The sequence below is a fragment of the Microcoleus sp. B3-A4 genome, assembly GCF_036705385.1.
In the GTDB taxonomy this organism is placed as follows: Bacteria; Cyanobacteriota; Cyanobacteriia; order Cyanobacteriales; family Microcoleaceae; genus Microcoleus.
The window spans coordinates 82861-103650 of sequence record NZ_JAUBUI010000013.1 but is presented as its reverse complement, the minus strand read 5'-3'; the positions used below and the strand labels follow the sequence as shown (position 1 = coordinate 103650).

Below are 20790 nucleotides of genomic sequence, written 5' to 3'. Positions count from 1 at the left end.
CTGCCAAGTGGGGTCTGCTTTTCAATTCAGACTCCCTTTTTTTACCCCTGGAGATTTTACTTAGTCTAAACTCCAGTTAAGAATGAAGTTATTCAATAGTTGAATCCTTTTTGTTTGCCCTCGGCGCTAAAATTACCCGTTGTTCGGCTTTAATTTTGCACGATCGCATAAATTAGCTCGCCGAGCGATATTACGGGTTTTAGAAGGCGATTTAAGTAATTTTTTTACAAAAGTGAGAACTCCCAAAAAACAGTTAGGTATTAATTTTTGTGAGATTGCTTCCGTAATGATAAACATAGATAATTTCTTGTCTAAAATCAAGATAATAAGCTTTCCTTGCTAGTAATGTATGATCATTTCGATGCTTGGCAAACAAACGTGCTGTGAGTGGAGGGGGCGTCTCCTCCACTTATGGTGATGCTGTGACTCTTGAGCGAATTATAGTTCATTTATCTTATATTTTATATTTTACAGTTATAAATTAGTTAACAATATGATACCTCATCGGCCTCACAAAGGCGTTATCTCTGAACTCCAAACTTAATTATAATCTTACCACTTTTTATAATTGGCGTGGGCAGGCTTGGTTTGTGTAAACCCAGGTTTTAAGCTGTAGACTAAAGGGGTTTATAAAAATGAATTCAGCACGATGACAACCAAAAAGCTACCGTAACTGCGTCGTCACCCAAAATCGATAGTCACTTTCAGGATCAGGAGTTACTCATCAATTAATTACTAATTTTAAAATGTAAAATCTCAAAGGTAAAATCCTAATAGGTACTTGCTCTACCTGATAAAAGCTATAATATACAAGATATGTTCATGATTGCAGCGAGGATAACTGTAGTAGAAGGAAGCAGAAATAGTATGTTGAGAAAAATGAATTTACAAACCAGACTGATCGGCGCCTTTCTGATTATGGGACTTTTAGTATTTTTAGTTGCCTGGGTAGGATGGAGTTCAACATCTAATCTCAGTCAACACATAGAGACTATCGGTAAAAATAACTTACCGAGTATTGAAGGATTATTGAAAATTAACGAGGGACAAACCCAAATTGAGTCATCCGAGAGAGCGCTAATTAATCCGGCACTCAGTCAAACAGAAAGGCAAGATGCCTTAAACAGAATGGACAAGGCTTGGCAGCAGATTCAAGATGGGTTTAAAGCATACGAAGCCACTCCACGTACCTCAGAGGAAAACGCACTATATCAACAAATGCTTAAGTATTGGGAGGATTGGAAGCAGGAAGATCAAAAACTCCTGCGAATTAATCAAGAATTTCAAACACTGGGAATTTTCAATCCTTTGGCTTTGCAGATAGAACTAATTAAGCAGGGTAAAAGTAAGTCCCCCGAAATGGCAAGAGCCAACATAGCTAGTAACCTCTTGAATAAACTTAGTCAGCAAGCTAAGGTAATTCGCATTAAATATATTCAAGCGGAAAAATCAACTTTAGCAGTGGCTGCTTCTAACAGAAAACAAGCTGACGAGGCTTATACAACCGCACAAACTGATAGTAGAAAGACTCAAGTAGCTGTATTATTGGGGATGACAGTTGGACCGCTAACAGCGATTAGTTTAGGAATAGCTTTAAGCATAGCGATCGCCAAACCTTTAGATAAAGCGCTGAAAGGTATTATTAATATGATTGTCAGTTCTTCTACCGAGATCGCTGCTACAATTGAGCAACAGGAACGTATTGCTGTACAACAAGCTGCTTCTGTTAATCAAACAACTACCACAATGGATGAATTGGGCGCATCATCGAGGCAATCAGCTATGCAAGCCGAGTCAGCCCTTGAGAATGCCAGTAATGTCTTAAACATGGCAGCAGAAGGCAGTAAAGTGGTGCATAAAACCCAGCAGGGAATGTTGAGTTTGACGGAAAAAGTCGGAGCTATCGCCGAGCAAGTTTTACATTTGAGCCAGCAAACCAATCAGATTGCTAATATTACCAATTTAGTCAGCGATTTGGCTAATCAAACTAATATGCTGGCAATTAACGCTACAGTGGAAGCAGTACGCAGCGGAGAACAAGGAAAGGGGTTTGGGGTGGTGGCGAGGGAAATTCGCCGACTCGCAGATGAAAGCAAAAAATCGTCGGCTCAGATTAATGATTTAGTAAACGATATTAAAAATGCCATTAATAAGACAGTGACGGTAACAGATGAGGGCAAAAAAACTTTAGATAATAGCCTGAAATTGACTGAAGGTACGGCGGATAATTTTAACAATGTCGCTAATGCTATTAACAGTGTTGTTGTCAGCAGTCAGCAAATTTATCTGAATACTAAACAGCAGGCGATCGCTATTGAGCAAGTGGTAGATGCGATGAATCTTCTGAATAAAGGAGCAACGGAAACAGCCAGCGGTATTACCCAAAGTCGAATTGGCACTCAAACACTTAACAAAGCTGCTTTAAATCTCACATCTTTAGTTTAATTGAGAAAAGTAATATCCTAACTTGGGGATTAAAGAGATGGAGAGAAAATTTGTCCCATTCCTCGTTTCCCATTTGCAATTCCAATTTTGGCCCCAGGATTGAAGGTGACATCTCCCCCTTTAGGAAAGGGCTGGGGAGAGGTGAAGTAGCTTTCCTCAAAGGGCTGTCTAGATGTGTATAGCAATTCTCAAGTGAATGAGGTACAGATTTAAATTGTAGATTAAAGAATGGAAGAAGTGGGGAATTGGTAATTAACTGCCAAGTAACTCACGAAAGTTGAGAACCGCTATATCAACGCTCGCGATCCAAAGCAACCTAATATATTAGACCTTGTTAGTCGCTTTGTTTCAGAAGATGCTTGGTGATTCGTCGCCCACCCATCAGTGATCTGATTAAAATCAAATATTGTTCAGGGGTAGGAGTCCTCGCAACCCCAAAACTCATATCCTCACTCCCCCTGCGGATGAGTGAGGATATGAGTTTTGATTGAGCTAACTATTGCAGCCAGTACCAAGGGTTGGTCAGTGCGGCAAACCCTTTTAGTCAAAGTCGATTGCCCAGTTGTATGGTAGATAGCACTTGACAGTTAAATTAACAGGTTATTATGTATAGCACCACAAGTTCAGTTCGATCGACATGACTATCTACATTGGAAATCTGTCTTACCGCGCCACCGAAGAAGACCTGAAAGCAGTATTTGCAGAATACGGCACAGTCAAGCGAGTTGTCTTGCCTACCGACAGGGAAACCGGTCGGATGCGCGGTTTTGCATTTGTTGAGATGATGGAGGATTCCCAAGAAGACGCTGCAATTGCCGAATTAGACGGTGCAGAGTGGATGGGGCGCCCCTTGCGAGTGAACAAAGCTAAACCGAAAGAAGAGGGAAATCGAGGCGCAGGTATCAAGAGAAACGACGGATATTAGTCCGCGATGCGGCGGTTGGCATCCTGTCGGAACCCACCTGATGCACCAGTGCGCCACTAGCGCCGAATTGCTAGCAGCAGTTGATTTTGGGGATGCAATGTCAAATCCGCTGCACAAAAACATCGATTCTTTGCGGGCTGCACTTGATTCATAACTTTTTGAGAAAGAGAGAATTTATGCACGCTAGTCTAGAAACCCGATTTCTTCCGCGATACCTCGCTGCTAAAAGCAAAATTTATCAGGAGAAACCGGGTTGATGAGCGTTAGTCTTAGAAAGAGTAAACTCGCCCTTTCTCATCAATATAAACTGAGCGGTCTTGCCTAGTGCGGGGATCTGATCTGGTGATGCGAATCGTCACAAGGTTTGTCTGCGAGTCAACGTTATAGTCGTATTTCAAAGTTGCGGTTCCTCCTGTGGTATTAATCGGAATATTGGCAATGTCCCCGGTGCGATTGCTGATACGAACAATGATGTTTTTGCTGGTTCCGACGGGCAAGGATGACAAGCTGGCACCTGATTGACCGTATTCTAGGTTTAATCCAGTTTCATTTAACAGTCTGAGGGTAATGTTGCGAGTATTGTCAACCTGCGCTTGAGGTTGCCAGAATCCGGGTTTTTTGCCACCGTCAGTTGCAGGTTGAGATAATGCTGGGTGAGGATGCAGAAAGGTCAGGGTGGCAAGTATTGCTGCGGTTGCAATAATTTTTGATTTCACGGTTTGTACCTCCGGGTCAAGATGTGGTGATATTTCTATCCTAGCTTTAAAATCGGATGTTAGTGGAAGGAAGAAGGAAGAAGGAAGAAGGAAGAAGGAAGAAGGAAGAAGGAAGAAGCAATAAAAGGAATCAAAGCAAGGGTTTGAGAAAGTAAGGATTTCCTAACCGTCAGGGCGGTTGCTATATCTACTCAGAAACAGGGCTTCTGTAGTTGTTAATATTCCTGGACGCACGGGTTGTCTCGAAAGCCGATTGCTGAGCGGGTGGCTGCTTGCCAAAGCCATGATTTAGAGTAGAAACCGGGTTTCTGGGGTCAAGTGAGTCCGGGAGTGGTTAATTGTTAATTATCGATCGAGCGGCTTCTAGCAACAGGCGCTGTTCGGCGCGGACGATCGCCCTGGAAGTTTGTTCTGCAGCATCGACATTGACCGAAATAGACGAAATTCCCCACCGCACCAAGGATTCAACTGTCTCGGGATACAATGCGGGAGCGTCGCCGCAGATTGAGCAAGGAATGCCGGCGGCCCGGGCCTGTTTGATTAATTGTTCGATCGCCCTCATCACTGCTCGATCGCGCCCGTTGAAAGCACCTGCTACCTGGTCGGATTGGCGGTGAATGCCTAACAGCAATTGGGTTAAATCGTTGGTGCCGATGGAAATTCCTTGAACTCCTGCTTTTACGTAATCTGGCAATAAAAATAACACCGAAGGAACTTCCGCCATAATCCACATTTGAAACTCGGTTGAGCGGTTTTTCCAAACTGTTTCTAAGCGCTGTCGGCAGTATATAAACTCGTCAACCGAGCGCACGAAAGGCAAAATTAAATTAACATTGGTATGGCCTGACTCGCAGACTTTTTGAAGGACGCAGAGTTCCCAATCAAATAATTCCGGTTCAAAGGTATAACTGAAACTGCCGTGGGCGCCTGACTCGCGTAAATCGAGAGAGCGATAAAATATTGGCCGCGGCGAAACCGCAGCAGCAAATAAGCTGAGGCAATCCGCCATGCGATCGACAAATTCCGATTGGCGACCGTCTTGTAGCCAAAGTTTGGGGTTTTGACAGTCCAAAGCTTCTAATGCCATTAATTCCGATCGCAGCAATCCGATGCCGTCTATTGGCAGATTTTTGAGGCGGTCAATCGAACTTGTTTGGCTGACATTAACTAGCAGTTGAGTCGCCGTTGGTGGACCCCAAACATATTGAGTAGACTCAGATTGCCGAGATTTAGGTGCGGAATTGGACGATCGATCGGAGGTAGAAGATTGGTGCTTGGCTATTGACATTTTTGCTGCTGTACTGTATACATCTGCCTTTTTTGCTGTGTCCCGAAGTCGGCCGCTGTCTCCTGTCTCGATCGCATCGTGTTGGGCGAGGGCAAAAACTTCTCCGCTATCGCCGTCTACCAAAACCGAATCGCCCGAGGCGATCGCCCGAGTGGCCCCTGCCACTCCCACAACGGCGGGAATCCCCAATTCTCTAGCTAAAATGGCGCCGTGGCAGGTCATGCCTCCTTGTTCCGCAATCACCCCAGCCGCGACCTTCAGCCAAGGCAGCCAATTCGGCTCGATTGTCCGGGCTACCAAAATGCCTCCGGCTAAGAATTCCGCGTTTTCTGGGTGGCAATTAGTCATAACTTGGGCAATTGCTTCGGCTTTTCCTGATGCTGCTCCCACACCTCTGAGTATCGCAGGAGTTCTGGCTGGGGCGATCGAGTTTGGGTGCTCTCGGGCGATCGAATTTTCCTCTAGTGGCGCGACTTTTTCCCCTTTCACAAGACGAACTTGAGTGAAATAAAACTGCTGTTCGCCGCTGTTTGCTGCCTGGTTTAGCGTCCACTCCAAAATTAAATCCGAGTCAAATTCTGCGCTCACTTTTTTACTCAATTCAATAATTTCTTGCAGTTGCGCTTCCTCTAAAATGTATTCTGTTTGTGCTTCCTCTCCCAGGGCTAAAACTTGCACGCAACAGTCACCCCAATCATGAATTAGAAATGGAGAATCGGGAATTGGGAAAGCAGAAAACTTGCCGATATGCAGTTTTTTTTTCGGTTCTCCATCGCCGACTTTGAGATTGTAGGCTAATGTTTTGTAACCGATCCGCTGGAATTTAACGGCGGTTGTTTCTGGCTGCACTTGATAGTAATCGGGGATGGTTTCTCCCCTAGCGAGGGACAATCCCAAACCGCTGGTGGCTTGGATTTCCCACTGTGCGCCCCCCTTTGTTTTTACCTCGCCTGCGGCGATCGCTTCTTGAAGTGGCTGCACCAAAACTGCGGGATTGATTTGCTGTACCCGCAGGCCGCACCGCTGCCAGTAAAATAGACTTCGGGCTCTGAACATTTCTGCCCAAGCTCGTTTGAGTCCGGCCCCAATGGCTTCGGGTTCTGCCCGTACTGCCTGAGATTCCAGAATGCCGAATGTTTTCGGGTTCCAGGAAGTCAGGGAAGGGCGAAAAATTAAGGCTGTGGAGTTTAAGTTGGACTGTGAGTTGAGTTGAGAAACAGCAGACTCTAGGGTGGAGAGCAGTGAATCTGGCAGTTTGCCGGCGAGGATTTGGTGGCGGATGCTGCGGGCGATCGATTGCAGTTGTCTGGGTTCATCGACATTCAAGTGCAGGGAAGAGTTTGGCCAGTCAGCAAACAGCGGTTCTAGGCACTCGATCGACTCTAAAAACTGCCAAAATGTTTGAGCCGGCACGACAAAACCCGGTACAACAGGATGATTTTTCTGGAGCAAAGAGCTCAAGTAAAATGCTTTTTCTCCCACTGCATCTCGGTCTGAAGGTTGAATTTTGTCTAACCAGTAGAGGTTTTTCACGCTGCGAGCCTGTCGGTGGAAACTGATTGAATTTGAGAGTTTTTCCCATTAATCACTTACTACAATTTTAGGATGAACAAGCGACAATGGACGGGATTAGTCAAATCTTTTCTCAATCTATTTCTTAAGTCTAACTGTCCTCTTTGTCAGCGGCCGGCCGCCGGAGAGTTTTGTCCGTACTGTCACAAGCAACTTCAGCGATGTCAGTTAACCGATCCCGGTCGATTTTGGCATTCAGAACAGCGTGTTTTTGTGTGGGGTGAGTATGGCGGGGCTCTCAAACGGGCGATCGCAGCTTTGAAATATGACGGCAATCCGCAATTAGCCAAACCTCTAGGCGGCTGGCTGGCAGAAGCTTGGCTGAGTTTTCCGGAATTAGCTATAGACAATTTAACAGTTGTACCGATTCCCATGCACAAAGAAAAGGTCAAGGAGCGCGGTTTTAACCAAGCAGAACTGTTGGCTGAAAGTTTTTGCGAGCTGACTGGTTTGCCTTTGCAGCGGCACGGCTTGGAGCGGGTGAAAAATACTCAGGCTTTATTCGCTCTGACGCCACAGCAGCGACAAGCGGAAATGAAAAATGCTTTAAGTTTGGGGAAAGATTTTACTCGCCGGCGCCCGCGCGATCGCGTGCTGTTAGTTGATGATATTTACACTAGCGGTACTACGGTTAAGTCGGCAATTAAAATATTGGAAGAGTCGGGAATTTCGGTTTACGGAACTGTGGCACTTGCAACTCCGAATAAGAGCGATAGGTAAGCTGTGACGCTCTTTAATTTTAAACAGGTTTGTAGTGAGGAGTAAATTGCTCACTACAAACTTGTAATAGTTGTTTTACCATATCTCATATTAATCACGGTTTGCTAACAAGTTTTTTTGGGAAAACGAACCGCGAAGACGCGAAGGACGCGAAGAAAGAGAAGAAAGAGAATGGAGAGTGTTTAGGATGGATTTATGATTGTTGGAGGCTCGGCTGCAAGCGGGAATTTCTTGCTGATGTTCCACCGGCTGCCGTCGTGAAGCAGTAAATTTAACGCCGAAGCGGTAAATTCAAAGTGGAGCGATCGCCCTGCAAATTCTAACCAAGCCGTATGAAAATTCTCCTTAGTTAAATCGCGAAAAGCCACTGTCATGTGCGGTACAAATGGGCGACTTTGAGAAACTCGATCGACAATTCCCAAATTTGCCTCCAAATAACTCATCAAATCTTTGTGAATTTCCAGCAATTCGGGCGATTTGACAACATCAACGTAAATGACGCGGGGTGCGAAAGCAGCAAAACCGGATAGAGTAATGGGAATGGCCAGCCGGTTTACAGAAAACTGGTACAAACTTTCCTCTAATTGGGGAACATCCTCCGCTAACGAGTGAAAAGGAGGTTGCAGCGTGATGTGCGGCGGCGAATTCAAAGCACCGTGGCTGTTGTAGTGTTCCGCAAAATACCGTTGAATCTCATTAATCTGCTGTTCAATATCGGGAGGCGGCACTATGGCAATAAAAAATCGCTGTTTTGACTGGTTCATCGGATAACATCGCAGTTAAGAAAGAATGGTGCAAAATGGAATAGAGAGCATTTGCCCTAGATCCCATGGCTGATCACCCATTCCCAATCTAAAATATAAAATCTAAAATCCCAAATAAAAATGCCTTGGTTTGTCAAAATTGAGCAAGGAATTGTCGAAAAGCCTGTCTTTGACCAATACGTGCCAGCTCACAGAGCTTATGTCCGAGAGTTGATTTCTAAAGGACACCGAGCGAAAACTGGCTACTGGGCGCGGCGGGGCGGCGGTATGTTGCTGTTTGAGGCTGGTTCGATGGATGAGGCGAAGGCGATCGTCGCTGAAGACCCGCTGGTGAAGAACGGTTGCGTTGTTTATGAAATTTATCACTGGTGTGTGGTCGAAGAATAAATAACTGTGTTATACTCATAAATGAACTGGATCCACGCGATTCCAACGCCCAAATCTTGTCAGGACCGGAAGGTAGCAGCAACACGGGATGCTTGTAATAGGCGTGGTCTCCGGTTCACCCAGTTTTATGAGGTGTAGTTCCTATGCCTGGTTTCGGAGATATTTTACAGAAAGCAGTTTACCTTGGTGTCGGGCTAGCTTCCTACGCTGGTGAAAAAGCTGGCAGCAAGTTAACTGAATTACGCACTGAAGCCCAAAAGCTGGCAGACGAATTAGTGAAGCGGGGCGAGATGTCAACGGAAGAAGCCCGTCGCTTTGTTGACGATATGGTACAACAGGCTCAGCAGCAGCAGCCCGTAGAATCGGCTGGCGACAAAAAACCGGCTGAACCTCGGCGTATTGAAATTGTTTCGGAGGAAGAAGAGGTTTCGCCAAAAGATGCCAAAGAAACTGGCGGCGTAGACAAGCTCCGCGAACAGGTGCAGAATTTACAAGACGAATTGCGGCGGCTGAAGCGGGATTAAGCTAGAAAAAGCTCGCGCAGCAAAGCATGAAGGGAACTCAGGATAATACTCTTGAGTTCCCTTTTTAAATATCTGCCCTGTCAGATGTGGACGGATATCCGGCAATAGGTAATAGAATTGAAAGTAGGTGCGATCGCTTCGCATGAGGCTGGCTACACCTGTCTGTAAATTATTTTGTAATACCAAGCTGTCAAATTCATGGAAGATTGGTCTAAAGATTTTTTTGGAGTAATGGAAAATGCTGTTTCTGAAGTAGAGCATTTTTTCAGCGAAATGGGCGAAGAGTTTGTCGAAATGCTGGACGTTTTGGCAAAAATGTCGGAAGAGTTTACTGAACAAGTACAAAATAATCTGATTAACGACATTGACGGTTATTTCAATGAATTTGACGGTTTATTTAATGAATTTATCGAACCGATAATTGAAATTTGCCGCGACTTCGACCCGGAGTTTGATGAGATAGATTTGTCGATGGTTACTTATGTAGACCCCTCGCCGACGCAGCAGCCGGCTTGTCGCGGTTGTCGCAACTATCACGGTCAAGTTTACGGTGGCAATTTGTTGGTTTGTGCGATGCACCCTACTGGTGTGGAATCGGAGAGTTGTGCTGATTGGGAAACTGACAGCGATATGAATTTTTAAGACGGCAGTTGAGTTGTTGAGGGGTTAATGGCTTATGGTAACGTCAATTCAGTCTCCGTCAAAGATTTCTCTGGAAGAGTTTCTGCTATTGCCAGAGACTAAGCCGGCTAGCGAGTATGTTGACGGTCAAATTTATCAAAAAGCTATGCCGCAAGGAAAACACAGTACGTTACAATTCGAGTTTCCATCTGTTATTAATCGAGTTGGCAAACCGCAGAAGTTAGCTTATGCGTTTCTAGAATTGCGCTGCACTTTTGGGGGACGTTCTCTTGTTCCCGATATAGCAGTGTTTGAGTGGTCGCGCATTCCTTTCAATGCTAATGGAGAAATAGAAAATAGGTTTGAAAGTGTGCCGGATTGGACAATTGAGATTTTATCGCCGGATCAAAATCCAACTCGGGTCATTAATAATATTTTGTTTTGCTTAAATCACAATGCTAAACTGGGTTGGTTGATTGACCCGGCCGAAAAATTAGTTCTTGTTTTTAAACCGCAGCAGCAACCAGAGGCGAAAGAGAATCAGGATATTTTACCTGTGCTCGATGTGCTGTCGGATTTGCAACTGTCGGCGGATGATTTGTTTGGGCTGTTAAGTTTCGATCGCCCATGAGTTACAGTTGAGTATAGGGAATATTGCATCTAACGGCATTTAAAGGTGAATCGCTCAACGGCTAATAATTCGCAATTTGGGTTTCCGAAGATGCCGCCATCGCTGCAATTGCGACAGTATCAGCGAGTGGCGGTTGCTAATTGGTTTGCGAATCAGGGACGCGGTACGCTGAAAATGGCGACCGGTAGCGGCAAGACGATTACTGCGCTGGCGATCGCCACTGAATTATACAACAAAATTAACCTGCAAGTTCTGCTCGTAATTTGCCCTTACTGCCACCTAGTGAATCAATGGGCGCGCGAATCCGAGAAATTTGGTTTAAAACCTATTTTAGCTTTTGATAGCGCCCGCAGTTGGCAGAAGAAGCTGGCTGCGGGTTTGTATGAAGTGCGATCGGGCGATCGGCTATTTCTCACAATCATCACTACTAACGCTACCTTAATGGGAGATAGTTTGCGATCGCAACTGCGCTATTTCCCAGAAAAAACCCTGATTATTGGAGACGAAGTTCACAACTTAGGCGCGCCCCGTTTAGGAGAAAGTTTGCCGCGCAATATTGGACTGCGACTCGCCCTTTCCGCCACCCCAGAAAGGCATTTCGACGAACAAGGAACCGAAGCTATTTTAGATTATTTCGGCCCTGTTTTGCAGCCGGAACTCACTTTAGCCGACGCCATCCGCCAAAAAGCATTAGTACATTATTTATACTATCCAATTTTAGTAGAATTGACAGAAGCCGAAACCCGCAAGTATTCCCGCTTAACTCAAAAAATTGGCTGGGCACTTTGGGGCGATGAAAAAGTAGAAGAAAACGATGCTTTAACGACTTTATTAATGCAGCGAGCCCGGTTGATTGGAGCGGCGGCTAATAAATTAGTAGCTTTGCGAGAATTAATGATTCACCGTCTCGACACAGCCCACACTTTATTTTACTGCGGCGACGGTGCGATCGAAGGAAGTGCGCGCCGAAATAACAACCGCCAACTAACAGAAACCGCGAAGTTATTGGGTTCAGAATTAGGCTACCGAGTTAACACTTATACAGCGGCAACTCCTTTAGCAGAAAGAGAACGATTGCGTCAGCAATTTGAGAGTGGAGAATTGCAAGGTTTAGTCGCGATTCGCTGTTTGGATGAAGGCGTGGATATTCCAGCAATTCGCAATGCTGTAATTTTAGCAAGCAGCAGCAATCCGCGCCAGTTTATTCAGCGCCGAGGACGGATTTTGCGACCGCATCCGGGGAAGGAAAGAGCAACTTTATTTGACATGATAGTTTTGCCTCCAGATTTGGGCAGAGAAACCTTAGAAGTCGAGCGCAATTTGCTGCGAAAAGAGTTGAAGCGGTTCTTGGAATTTGCCGATTTAGCCGACAATGCTGGGGAAGCTAGAGTGAAATTGCTGCAACTTCAGAAGCGTTACGGGCTATTAGACATTTGACATTTATTAAGGTTAGGTTTATGTTTTAGAAGAGAGAATTATTTGAGCGCGGTTTTAGTTGTTAGTTTTAATATTTGCAAAAAAAATATGACTGAAAATCTGAATGAAAATTTGATTATGGCATTTAGATATGAAGATAGTGCGATCGCAGCCGTACCGACAAGCATTTTAGCAGAAAAGCGTTCTCCTTATCAAACTCATCAGGAATTCAGCGACGTACAGCAACCTATTACTAGCGCGTCGCCCGAAGTCCGACAAATTATTGAGCGGGTATTGGAAATTGAAAAAGATAAGTTGTACATGAGAGCTCCCCGCCACATTAACGATGACATTTTAAAAATTATTAAGGAAGCAATTGTATGAAGTTAATCTCAATTACTCTGTGCAACTTTCGTCAATTTTACGGCAAAAGTCCCGAAATTAAACTAGCTTGGGGCGGGCAAAACATTACAGTAATTCACGGGAATAATGGCGCTGGAAAAACGGCTTTAATGAATGCCTTTACGTGGGTGCTTTACGGAAAATTTAGCGCGGCTTTTGCGGCGGAAGAACAATTAGTAAACAAGCGCGCTCTGGCTGAGGCGGAAATGGGAAAAGCCGTAGGTTGTTGGGCGGAGATTGTGTTTGAACACGACAGTACGCGCTACCAAGCAAGACGAATTTGTCGTGCTTATAAAAGTGAAAACACTGTAGAACATGGCAAGGCTGAATTGTTTCTGAATGTAGCAAAAGATAACGGTCTCTGGCTGAAGCCGGATCAGCATCCCGATGATATTATCGGGCGGATTTTGCCGGAAAGTTTACATAAATATTTCTTTTTTGACGGGGAGCGAATCGAGCAAATTGTCCGCTATGACAAAAAGGCAGAAATTGCGGAAGCTACTAAGGAGTTGCTGGGGGTGGAAGTATTGAATCGATCGATCCGGCATTTACTAGAAGCAAAAAGATCTCTAGAGACCGATTTAAATATAATTGGTAATGCTGAAACTAAGAAACTTTTAAAAGATAAGCAAAAAATTGAGCAAGAAGCTGAGCAACTTTCGAGCAGACAAGTAGAAATCGAGCGGGAATTGGAGAACCAAGGGGAGTTAAAAAAAGCAGTTAATGGTAACTTGTTGGAACTTAGCGGTGCTGCGGATTTACAAAAGTTGCGAGACGAATTGGAAATGCAGAAAAATTTATTTAAGCAACAAATCGTACAGGCTACAGATACTCTCAAACGCTCAATCTCTATGCGCGGTTACGCGGTATTTCTGTCGGATGCGGCGGCTGAATTTGAAGTGATTGTAGGGGGTTTGCGGGAAAAAGGCGCGTTGCTTTCGGGGATTCAGCGGCCGTTTTTGGAAGAGTTATTAGCGCAGCAGCGGTGTATCTGCGGTGCGGAATTAGTGGAGGGTTCTGAGTCTCGCCAACAGGTTAGCGGTTGGATGGATAAGGCGGGTGTTGGCGATGTGGAAGAAACAACTATTCGGATTAGCGATCGGGTAAATGAAATTGATAGGCAAGTGGCTGATTTTTGGGATGAAATTGACCGACAGCAAGGCAATATCAGCCGCGACAGAACCGAACTTTCTCGGGTGGAAAATCAGTTAGACGATATTCACAATAAGCTGCGAAATTTTCCTGACGGCGATGTCAGCCGCTTGCAAAAGCGCTTGGATGAAATTGAGGCAAAAATTGGCGATTTGCACCGGGAAACAGGCTCTAATCAGCAGCAGATTGAGAGCTTGAATGCGTCGATCGCCAATCTGGACAAGCAAATCGATAAGCAGCAACTGAATGAGCAAAGGCAAGTATTAGCCCAGCGCCGGATTGCTGCGACTCAGGATGCGATCGATCGCCTAACTGAAGTGCGATCGCGCTTAGAAAAACAGTTTTGTTCTCAGTTAGAAAAGCGAGTGCAAGATATTTTTAGTCAAATTTCTTTTACTCCTTACATCCCAAAGCTGAGCGATAAATACGAACTGACGCTAGTAGAAAATACGTCGGGCAAAGAATCTTTAGTTGCCGCTTCTACAGGAGAAAATCAAATTCTCAGTTTATCGTTTATCGGCGGGATTATTGAGGGCGTTCGGGAGTGGAGTCAAAAGAATACTTTGATGGGCCCGGATAGCAGTACCTTTCCAATTGTGATGGATTCTCCCTTTGGCAGTTTGGACGAGATTTATCGCAAGCAAATCGCGAATAAGCTGCCGAAGTTGGCGAATCAATTGGTAGTTTTGGTGACAAAAACTCAGTGGCGCGGAGAAGTTGCTCAAGAGATGGAAAGTTCCATTGGTCGGGAATACGTGCTGGTGTACAATTCTCCGAAAGCTGATTGTGAAGAAGATGCGATCGAACTTGGCGGGACGCGCTATCCTTTAGTTAGGCGCAGTCCTAATGAATTTGAATATACAGAAATTGTAGAGGTGGATTATGGCTTCTAATTCGGCAATTACGCAGGCTTTGGAAACGGATATTTGGGTGAAGGCGACGTGGGAAGAGTTTCTGAATTTGGCTGAGGATTCAGCATGGGAAAAGGGCAAGTTTTATTACTATCAAGAACACATGAGGGTAGAAATGTCGCCAGTAGGGCCATTGCACGCACGTCATAATTCAATCATCCCGTATGTAGTTATTCTGTTTGCTACATTGAGAAATATCCGAGTAGTTCAATTTGCTAATGCCAGTTTTAGGAAAGCAGGTATTCGCGAGTTTCAACCTGATTTAGCTTACTACATCGGTTCAGATTTGAGAGTTCCTCCTAATGACAGCAATTCACCTGTTGATTTGGATGAATACGATCCGCCTAATTTGGTAATAGAAATTGGTGCATCTTCTTTTAACGATGATTTAGGCAGTAAGCGGTTGCTTTACGAAAATGCAGGAATTAGTGAATATTGGGTTGAACGTGCAAACACGCGGGAGGTTTTTGCATTTGCGATTAATAACGGAGGTAGCGGAAGAATTCAAGAGTCGCGGGTTTTGCCTGGACTGGAAATCGCCTTAGTTGAGGAAGCTTTGAATCGGAGTCAAACGCAAGATGATGGGGAAATTAATCGCTGGTTGATTCAAATTTTTAGTCAAGGTTGAAAGGAGTTTGACGTGAAAAAAGAGTATCATAAGTTGGTGCGCGATCGCATTCCTGAAATTATTCGCCAAAGCGGGAATGAATGCGAGTTTGTAATTTTGTCGGAGGCAGAATACCGTCAAGCTTTGCTGCAGAAATTGATTGAAGAAGCGGGGGAAGCAGCAGAGGCCCACGAGGAAGATTTGGTGGCGGAATTGGCGGATTTGTATGAGGTAATAGATGCGGTGATGGCGAGTTTTGGCATTTCGGGCGATCGACTTTTGGCGGAACAAATGAAGCGGCGGGAAGCAAGAGGAGGTTTTGCACAAAAAATTATGTTGTTGCGGACATGGTGAAGTGCGCCTGTGCGAACTGTTGGATATTGGCGAGATGTATTATAGTTAGAAACTAGATATTATGGCAATGGCTGCTAACAAAATTAGAATTGCTAAAGATAAAGCGGAGTTAGTCAAATCATTAACTTTATCGGACAACAACACTGGCCCTTTCCAGACATACGCCGATGTCATAGCCTTCGCCGCATCCTTGGGAAAGCAGCGAAAAAAACGATCGCCTTTGGGGGAAATTTCTAAACGAGAACCGGGTGCGATCGATGTTGATATCTTTGTATCCAGGGGTTACGATATGGCGATTAAGTTAATTGCGATCGCCGAAACCAAAAATCCTCAAATTCTCTCCCATCTCGACGAACAATTGGAAGCAGAACGCTTGCAAATTTTTGAAGAATATGCTAATGGTGGACTGGAAATTTTGCGAGAAGAGTTGCGGGGTGCGGCGGATTATACCGATCGCCTGTTGTTGGTTTTGATTTCTGAAAGAGACAATCAACATCGGTCAAATGAAGAATTCGATTTAAGCAAGTTCTTATTTTAATAGGTTTTAAATGAAGCACATCCCAAAAGATATAATCCAGAGATGCTTAAAGCAAGCTGCAAAATTTCTCGCTTACAGTTACTCAGCATTTATTATCTGCTATTTCATTTTCAAACTATTTTTTTGGGATAGACTGTGGATTATTGCCTTAATTAGCACTTTTAGCCCCTTAATTTTATTCCCAACTTTCCTGCTTCCTATCATCGGCTTGTCAATTATCAAAAAAAGATGGTTCACTATTATTTCTGCGATCGCCTGCATTCTCCTAATAAGTTGGCTGCACGTCAAATACTTTTATCCCACACCAATCAAAATCACAGATTCGCAGCCCAGCATCAAAATTTTATCCCATAACCTCAGTTGGCATAAAACTCAGTCACCTACTTTACTAAAACTGATTAACCAGCAAAAACCCGATATTATATTTTTACAAGAAATCGTTCAAAAACATACCCAAAGAGCTTTCACCTCGTTAAAAGCAGACTACCCCTATCAAATTGGCACTCCCCCTGTAGGAATTCTCAGTAAATATCCAATTGTATCCAGCGAAATACTGCATTTAGCGGGTCATCCAGAAACGCAGCAGCGGGCAATTATTAAATTTAACGGACAAGAAGTAGTGATTTATAATATGCAAGCTACCGGGCCGTGGGTGAGCCGATATAAAAAATTGCGTTTTCTCAAAATTCCAGTTTACAAATATGACAAACGAGCGCCTGAAATTCAAGACTTAGTGCAGCGAGTTGAGCGAGAAACTCTGCCAGTAATTGTCGCGGGCGATTTTAATATGACCGACGAAACTCAAGACTATGATAGGGTGCAGAAAGTCTTGCAAGATTCTTTCCGAAAATCGGGGTGGGGGTTTGGTTTTACCTGGCCTCACGGTTGGGAACTTAAGTTATTGGTAAAAAGGTCGAATTGGAGATTAAATTATCCGGTTTTCCGGATTGATTATATTTGGTATTCCAAGCATTGGGGTGCTAAATCAAGTTCGGTTTTAGAGGCAACAGAGTCCGATCATTTGCCTGTAGGAGCCGAACTTATTTTGTTAAAGGAAGCCAGATTGTGAGAAGTTTTTTAGTCAATACCAGTCTACGATTGCGAGTTCCGAAACTCTAGAAAATTCGTTGACATTGTGGGTGACGAGAGTCGCTTGGAGGGCTACGGCTGTCCCTGCAATCAAAACATCCATCGGGCCGATGGGAGTACCTTGTTCCTCCAACTGGGCGCGAATTGTAGCAGCCGCAAGAGCAGCATCGCGATCGAAAGGAATAACGTTAACTCTGCTCAAAAATTGCTGAAGTTGTTGGGTGCGTTTGGCCGGCGAATTGGATTTAGCAATGCCGACTTGCAACTCAAAAAGGACGATCGTAGAAACGACTATTTCCTGGGGAGAAACATTAGCAAGGTTTTGAGCAACTTGTCCTTGACCTTTGAAATAGTAGATCAAGGTGTTGGTATCCAAAACGTACATTTACAGACTCTCCCGCAGGATGTCTTGTCCGGATTCAGCACGAATATCTTCCAGGGATGGGAAATCTTTTGCCCAAGTTCCAGCAAGGGAAAAAACAAGTTCAGTCCAAGGAATCGCAGAGTCTACGGTGTCTGTTGGTTGGTTTGCGCTCAGGTGCTTGGCACAAACGAATTCAGCGAAAGTGAGAATTTCGCTGGCTTGGTCTTTGGGAAGGGTTTTGACGATTGCGTAGATCTGTTCAGCGATGGTCATAATCTGGTTCTAGGTAAGGTGCAGATTCAATTATACAAAACCCCTTTGCTTCCTGCTTTATCAGTCTTCGTCGCTGTGGACTTTGCCCAATAAAAACTTAGCTAAGCACTGGCGGCAATCCTACCTCTTGCGGCTGCACAAATCGACCGTTAAAACTAACAGCTTTATCCTCAAAAGTCCTCGCTTCCGCTACCGCTTGGCGCAAATGAGCTCGCTCCATATCGTCCTGAATTCCCCCCACCAAATATACAATTAACTTCGTCGCTAAATCCTTTCCAGAAACTAACATTCGCTTTTTGTTCGGATCGTACAAAATCCCGTACCACGCAGACTCAGGATTGTCCATGTGGCTAAATCCTTCATCGACATCGTACCTGCGGAGTTTGTCGAAAATAGATTTCAGGGAAAGTTTCTTTCTAAATACTAGAATTCCCAAAGCATTAGCTAAAGCAACTTGACCGACTGGACGGAACAAAATATTTCCCTCGCCCCCTGGCTTTTCAAAACTAAATCGGCGCAATTCCGCCGTTTCTTCGCCGCTTTCAATTCTTTGATAGCTGGGTAAAGTTGCTAAATGATCGAACAATTTTTTAAATTCTTCAATTCCCTCTTTCAGTTCTTCATCTTCGGGACGCATGGGAATTAAACCTTTTCGTTCCGGCTTCCAATGAGGGAATTTGTATTCTAAATACCGTTCGGACATATCTTGCAGCGCTTGCAAGGTGGTTAAGACAGTTGATTTTGCTGCGACTGTGGCGCTGTCCCAATTGACGCGGGGGTTTCTGTCATCTTGTTCTTTTAATAAGGGATGGGTAACGGCAATTTTTCGGGCTGCGATCGCAAATCCGTTGTCCTCGTTCAATAATGCTAGCTGGCCCTGACTTAGCGTTACCGCCATTAGGTTAACGTGCACAAAGATCGATCGCACGCGCCGTTGTGCTTGCTGTCGCGTTTCCCCCGCTACCGCCGCCGGGATAAACTCAATCCCGATTTTTTCGTGAGCTAATTTATACACTTCTCCGGGGTCAATTTGATACTCTTCTGCTAAATCTTCTAGAGCAATTGCAGCCCCGACAGGTTTTTTATTTTTGTTGTATCTTTGCAGGATTCCGGTTTTAATTAAACTCATTAAACCTTGAACTCCCATCAGCCGATGCTGACCGTCTAAGGCAAAAATAGAGAGTTCTTTAGAAACATTCAAAAGCCCTAAGTTCTCGTTTTTATCAAACGATGTAAATTCAGTCGCGGATTTGGTTGCTACGCCATTTTTATCCCATTCCTCGGCTAGAGGATTATCTACCCACGGGGGACTGACGACTACTAAAACTGCGGGGAATTTGTGCGATTTTCGGGCTGCTAAATATTGAGTTAGGGTGGCTTGGCGCGACCAATCTAAGGGACGCTGGATAATTTCGTCAATGGTTTCGTCGTCACGGACGATGTTGTTGGTTTGGAGGTCGAATTTTTGGCGGAAAAGCGGCATCTGGGAGGCGAAACGGACGCGAGAGTCTAACCATTCTAGGGTGACTGAACCGATGTATGCTTCGCTGTTTCCCATCTGGGTTTTTTGGACGAAAATGCGATCGTCCTTTCCTAAATAATTATCTAATAAAAGTGCGATTTCCTGTCTGTCGCTATTTTCTTTCTCTAAAATTTTGCTAGCGAGGTCATCCGCTGGGTTGGTGTTCATCGGCGGTTTTTATATAATTAGGCTATTTTTTTAAAAAAATATCATATATTAAAGTTTATGTCAACACTTGTTTTTAAAAAAACCTTGTGAAATACTTAAGTTATGTCCTCCTAGACCACCTCTATTTCATAAAACTTGCAAAAAGTCAATAGCTATTAATGCCTAATTTTCATGCCCCATGCCCCATTCCCCATGCCCCATGCCCCATTCCCAATGCCCCATTCTAAAATATGTCTACTCCTTCTTTTGAATACATTTTGCCGGTAATTCGGGGCATTCAAGCGGGCCGCGAATATTACGTGTCGATGTGTCCGGTGCGTTTTTTGCCGAAATTTTTTCCCTTTGAATCAGAAGATTTGCCGCCGTCTATGCGGGCGAAACGCGCGCTTAACAAAGCTAGGATTCCCGAAATTGCTGAGTATTTTGTTAAGAATCCTACAAATTATACTTGTGGGGCAATTGCTGCTTCGATTGATGCGGATATTACTTTTGAAGCAGTGGGAAATGAGGCCGAAGAACGGAAAATCGGTCGCTTGCGAGTGCCGATGGATGCTAAGTTTACTATTAATGACGGACAGCATCGCCGGGCGGCTTTTGAGATGGCTTTGAGGGAAAATCCGCAGTTGGGATATGAGACGGTGGCGCTGATTTTGTTTCTGGATATTGGGTTGGAAAAATCGCAGCAGATGTTTGCTGATTTGAACAGTTTTCAAGTTCCTTTGGAGGCGTCACTCAGTCTACTTTACAACCACCGGGACGATCGCGCTTTTGTGGTGAAGGCTGTTGTTAAGCAGGTTGAGGTTTTCCGGTGTTTGACTGAGATGGAGAGGGGGAGTTTGAACGGGCGATCGCACAAATTGTTTGCGCTGAGTGCGATCGATCGTGCTATCATGGCTTTGCTGTCTAATATTGAGGGCAGCGAACAGGCAAAACCCTCTGGTTCTCGCACCAAAAAAGAACGGAAAGAGGAAGAACTTGCTCAAAAAATAAAACTGGCGGTTAGTTATTGGAATGCGGTTTGCAGTTTTATTCCAGATTGGCAATTAGTTCTGCACAAGCAAGTGGCGGCGGGGGAAATGCGCCGGGATTGCGTACACTGTCACAGTGTTGTGCTTGAGAGTTTGGGGGAAGTTGGGGCCGCTTTGCTGTCGGTTTTTCCTGAGAGTTGGGAGGAACGTTTGAGCCTTTTGCAGCAGGTTGATTGGTCGATTTCTAATCCTGATTGGGAGGGTGGGATTTTGTTGAAAGGGGGGATTTCGCGATCGAGGGCGAGTGTTAGTTGGATGACTAATTATTTGAAAAATCGGTTTGGTTTGGAAACCGCAGATGCGGCACAGGCGGGACGCCCGGGCCACAATGGATAAAGCTTTTGAAAAATCGTGTAAAATTTAAGACTGGATT

21 protein-coding genes and 1 other RNA gene are annotated in these 20790 nt (G+C 44.6%); 16 read left to right on the top strand and 6 right to left on the bottom strand.

What is annotated here, in order from left to right; genetic code table 11:
• The first annotated feature begins 879 nt into the window (after window positions 1-879).
• Window positions 880-2445 (top strand): methyl-accepting chemotaxis protein, encoded by a 1566-nt coding sequence (locus QUB33_RS08900; RefSeq protein WP_333349543.1) that lies wholly within the window; start codon window positions 880-882, stop codon window positions 2443-2445.
• Window positions 2446-3082: 637 nt separating this feature from the next.
• Window positions 3083-3370 carry an RNA-binding protein gene (locus QUB33_RS08895; RefSeq protein ID WP_333349541.1) on the top strand — a complete coding sequence of 96 codons (288 nt, stop codon included), beginning with the start codon at window positions 3083-3085 and terminating at the stop codon, window positions 3368-3370.
• A gap of 269 nt (window positions 3371-3639) precedes the next feature.
• Here the strand turns inward: QUB33_RS08895 and QUB33_RS08890 are convergent, their stop codons facing one another.
• Complete coding sequence (locus tag QUB33_RS08890; RefSeq protein ID WP_333349539.1) at window positions 3640-4086, bottom strand: hypothetical protein; 447 nt, start codon at window positions 4084-4086, stop codon at window positions 3640-3642.
• Window positions 4087-4420: 334 nt separating this feature from the next.
• Window positions 4421-6907 carry a putative PEP-binding protein gene (locus tag QUB33_RS08885; RefSeq protein ID WP_333349537.1) on the bottom strand — a complete coding sequence of 829 codons (2487 nt, stop codon included), beginning with the start codon at window positions 6905-6907 and terminating at the stop codon, window positions 4421-4423.
• A 72-nt stretch (window positions 6908-6979) separates the two neighbouring features.
• Here QUB33_RS08885 and QUB33_RS08880 point away from each other — a divergent pair, with 72 nt between their 5' ends.
• The gene (locus tag QUB33_RS08880) at window positions 6980-7666 is read left to right on the top strand and encodes a ComF family protein (RefSeq protein ID WP_333349535.1); all 687 of its coding nucleotides are present in this window, start codon (window positions 6980-6982) and stop codon (window positions 7664-7666) included.
• 182 nt (window positions 7667-7848) lie between these two features.
• Here the strand turns inward: QUB33_RS08880 and QUB33_RS08875 are convergent, their stop codons facing one another.
• Window positions 7849-8430, bottom strand: a complete 582-nt coding sequence (locus QUB33_RS08875) for a 2'-5' RNA ligase family protein (protein ID WP_333349533.1) — start codon at window positions 8428-8430, stop codon at window positions 7849-7851.
• Window positions 8431-8550: 120 nt separating this feature from the next.
• Between QUB33_RS08875 and QUB33_RS08870 the strand changes: the two genes are divergently transcribed.
• From QUB33_RS08870 to QUB33_RS08815, 12 genes are all read left to right on the top strand, one after another.
• Window positions 8551-8817: a YciI family protein gene (locus QUB33_RS08870; RefSeq protein ID WP_333349531.1), complete on the top strand. Its 267-nt coding sequence runs from the start codon at window positions 8551-8553 to the stop codon at window positions 8815-8817.
• A gap of 23 nt (window positions 8818-8840) precedes the next feature.
• Window positions 8841-8937: signal recognition particle sRNA small type (gene ffs, locus QUB33_RS08865), an RNA gene on the top strand.
• Between the two features lie 23 nt (window positions 8938-8960).
• The gene (locus QUB33_RS08860; protein ID WP_333349529.1) at window positions 8961-9341 is read left to right on the top strand and encodes a phasin-related domain-containing protein; all 381 of its coding nucleotides are present in this window, start codon (window positions 8961-8963) and stop codon (window positions 9339-9341) included.
• Between the two features lie 198 nt (window positions 9342-9539).
• Complete coding sequence (locus tag QUB33_RS08855; RefSeq protein WP_333122939.1) at window positions 9540-9983, top strand: hypothetical protein; 444 nt, start codon at window positions 9540-9542, stop codon at window positions 9981-9983.
• Window positions 9984-10017: 34 nt separating this feature from the next.
• Window positions 10018-10593, top strand: a complete 576-nt coding sequence (locus tag QUB33_RS08850; protein ID WP_333349526.1) for a Uma2 family endonuclease — start codon at window positions 10018-10020, stop codon at window positions 10591-10593.
• Between the two features lie 90 nt (window positions 10594-10683).
• Window positions 10684-12030 carry a DNA phosphorothioation system restriction enzyme gene (locus tag QUB33_RS08845; RefSeq protein ID WP_333349545.1) on the top strand — a complete coding sequence of 449 codons (1347 nt, stop codon included), beginning with the start codon at window positions 10684-10686 and terminating at the stop codon, window positions 12028-12030.
• 87 nt (window positions 12031-12117) lie between these two features.
• On the top strand, window positions 12118-12393 hold the full coding sequence (locus tag QUB33_RS08840) for a hypothetical protein (RefSeq protein ID WP_333349524.1): 276 nt from the start codon (window positions 12118-12120) through the stop codon (window positions 12391-12393).
• Entirely contained in the window at window positions 12390-14456 is a 2067-nt protein-coding gene (locus tag QUB33_RS08835) for an AAA family ATPase (protein WP_333349522.1), read from the top strand. Before QUB33_RS08840 ends, QUB33_RS08835 begins: the two co-directional genes overlap by 4 nt.
• Window positions 14446-15102 (top strand): Uma2 family endonuclease, encoded by a 657-nt coding sequence (locus QUB33_RS08830; protein ID WP_333349520.1) that lies wholly within the window; start codon window positions 14446-14448, stop codon window positions 15100-15102. The genes QUB33_RS08835 and QUB33_RS08830 overlap by 11 nt, the downstream gene beginning before the upstream one ends.
• Before the next feature lie 12 nt (window positions 15103-15114).
• Complete coding sequence (locus QUB33_RS08825) at window positions 15115-15435, top strand: nucleoside triphosphate pyrophosphohydrolase (RefSeq protein ID WP_333349518.1); 321 nt, start codon at window positions 15115-15117, stop codon at window positions 15433-15435.
• Window positions 15436-15502: 67 nt separating this feature from the next.
• The gene (locus tag QUB33_RS08820; RefSeq protein ID WP_190742092.1) at window positions 15503-15973 is read left to right on the top strand and encodes a DNA phosphorothioation-associated protein 4; all 471 of its coding nucleotides are present in this window, start codon (window positions 15503-15505) and stop codon (window positions 15971-15973) included.
• A 10-nt stretch (window positions 15974-15983) separates the two neighbouring features.
• On the top strand, window positions 15984-17042 hold the full coding sequence (locus QUB33_RS08815; protein WP_333349516.1) for an endonuclease/exonuclease/phosphatase family protein: 1059 nt from the start codon (window positions 15984-15986) through the stop codon (window positions 17040-17042).
• Window positions 17043-17054: 12 nt separating this feature from the next.
• Here the strand turns inward: QUB33_RS08815 and QUB33_RS08810 are convergent, their stop codons facing one another.
• The 3 genes from QUB33_RS08810 to QUB33_RS08800 all read right to left on the bottom strand — a co-directional run bounded on the left by QUB33_RS08810 (window position 17055) and on the right by QUB33_RS08800 (window position 19389).
• The gene (locus QUB33_RS08810) at window positions 17055-17447 is read right to left on the bottom strand and encodes a type II toxin-antitoxin system VapC family toxin (protein ID WP_333349514.1); all 393 of its coding nucleotides are present in this window, start codon (window positions 17445-17447) and stop codon (window positions 17055-17057) included.
• Window positions 17448-17699, bottom strand: coding sequence for a DUF2281 domain-containing protein (locus QUB33_RS08805; RefSeq protein WP_333349512.1), 252 nt, complete (start codon window positions 17697-17699; stop codon window positions 17448-17450).
• Between the two features lie 97 nt (window positions 17700-17796).
• Window positions 17797-19389, bottom strand: a complete 1593-nt coding sequence (locus QUB33_RS08800; protein ID WP_333349510.1) for a DGQHR domain-containing protein — start codon at window positions 19387-19389, stop codon at window positions 17797-17799.
• Window positions 19390-19619: 230 nt separating this feature from the next.
• Between QUB33_RS08800 and dndB the strand changes: the two genes are divergently transcribed.
• Window positions 19620-20753 (top strand): DNA sulfur modification protein DndB, encoded by a 1134-nt coding sequence (gene dndB / locus QUB33_RS08795; protein WP_333349508.1) that lies wholly within the window; start codon window positions 19620-19622, stop codon window positions 20751-20753.
• Window positions 20754-20790: the final 37 nt, after the last annotated feature.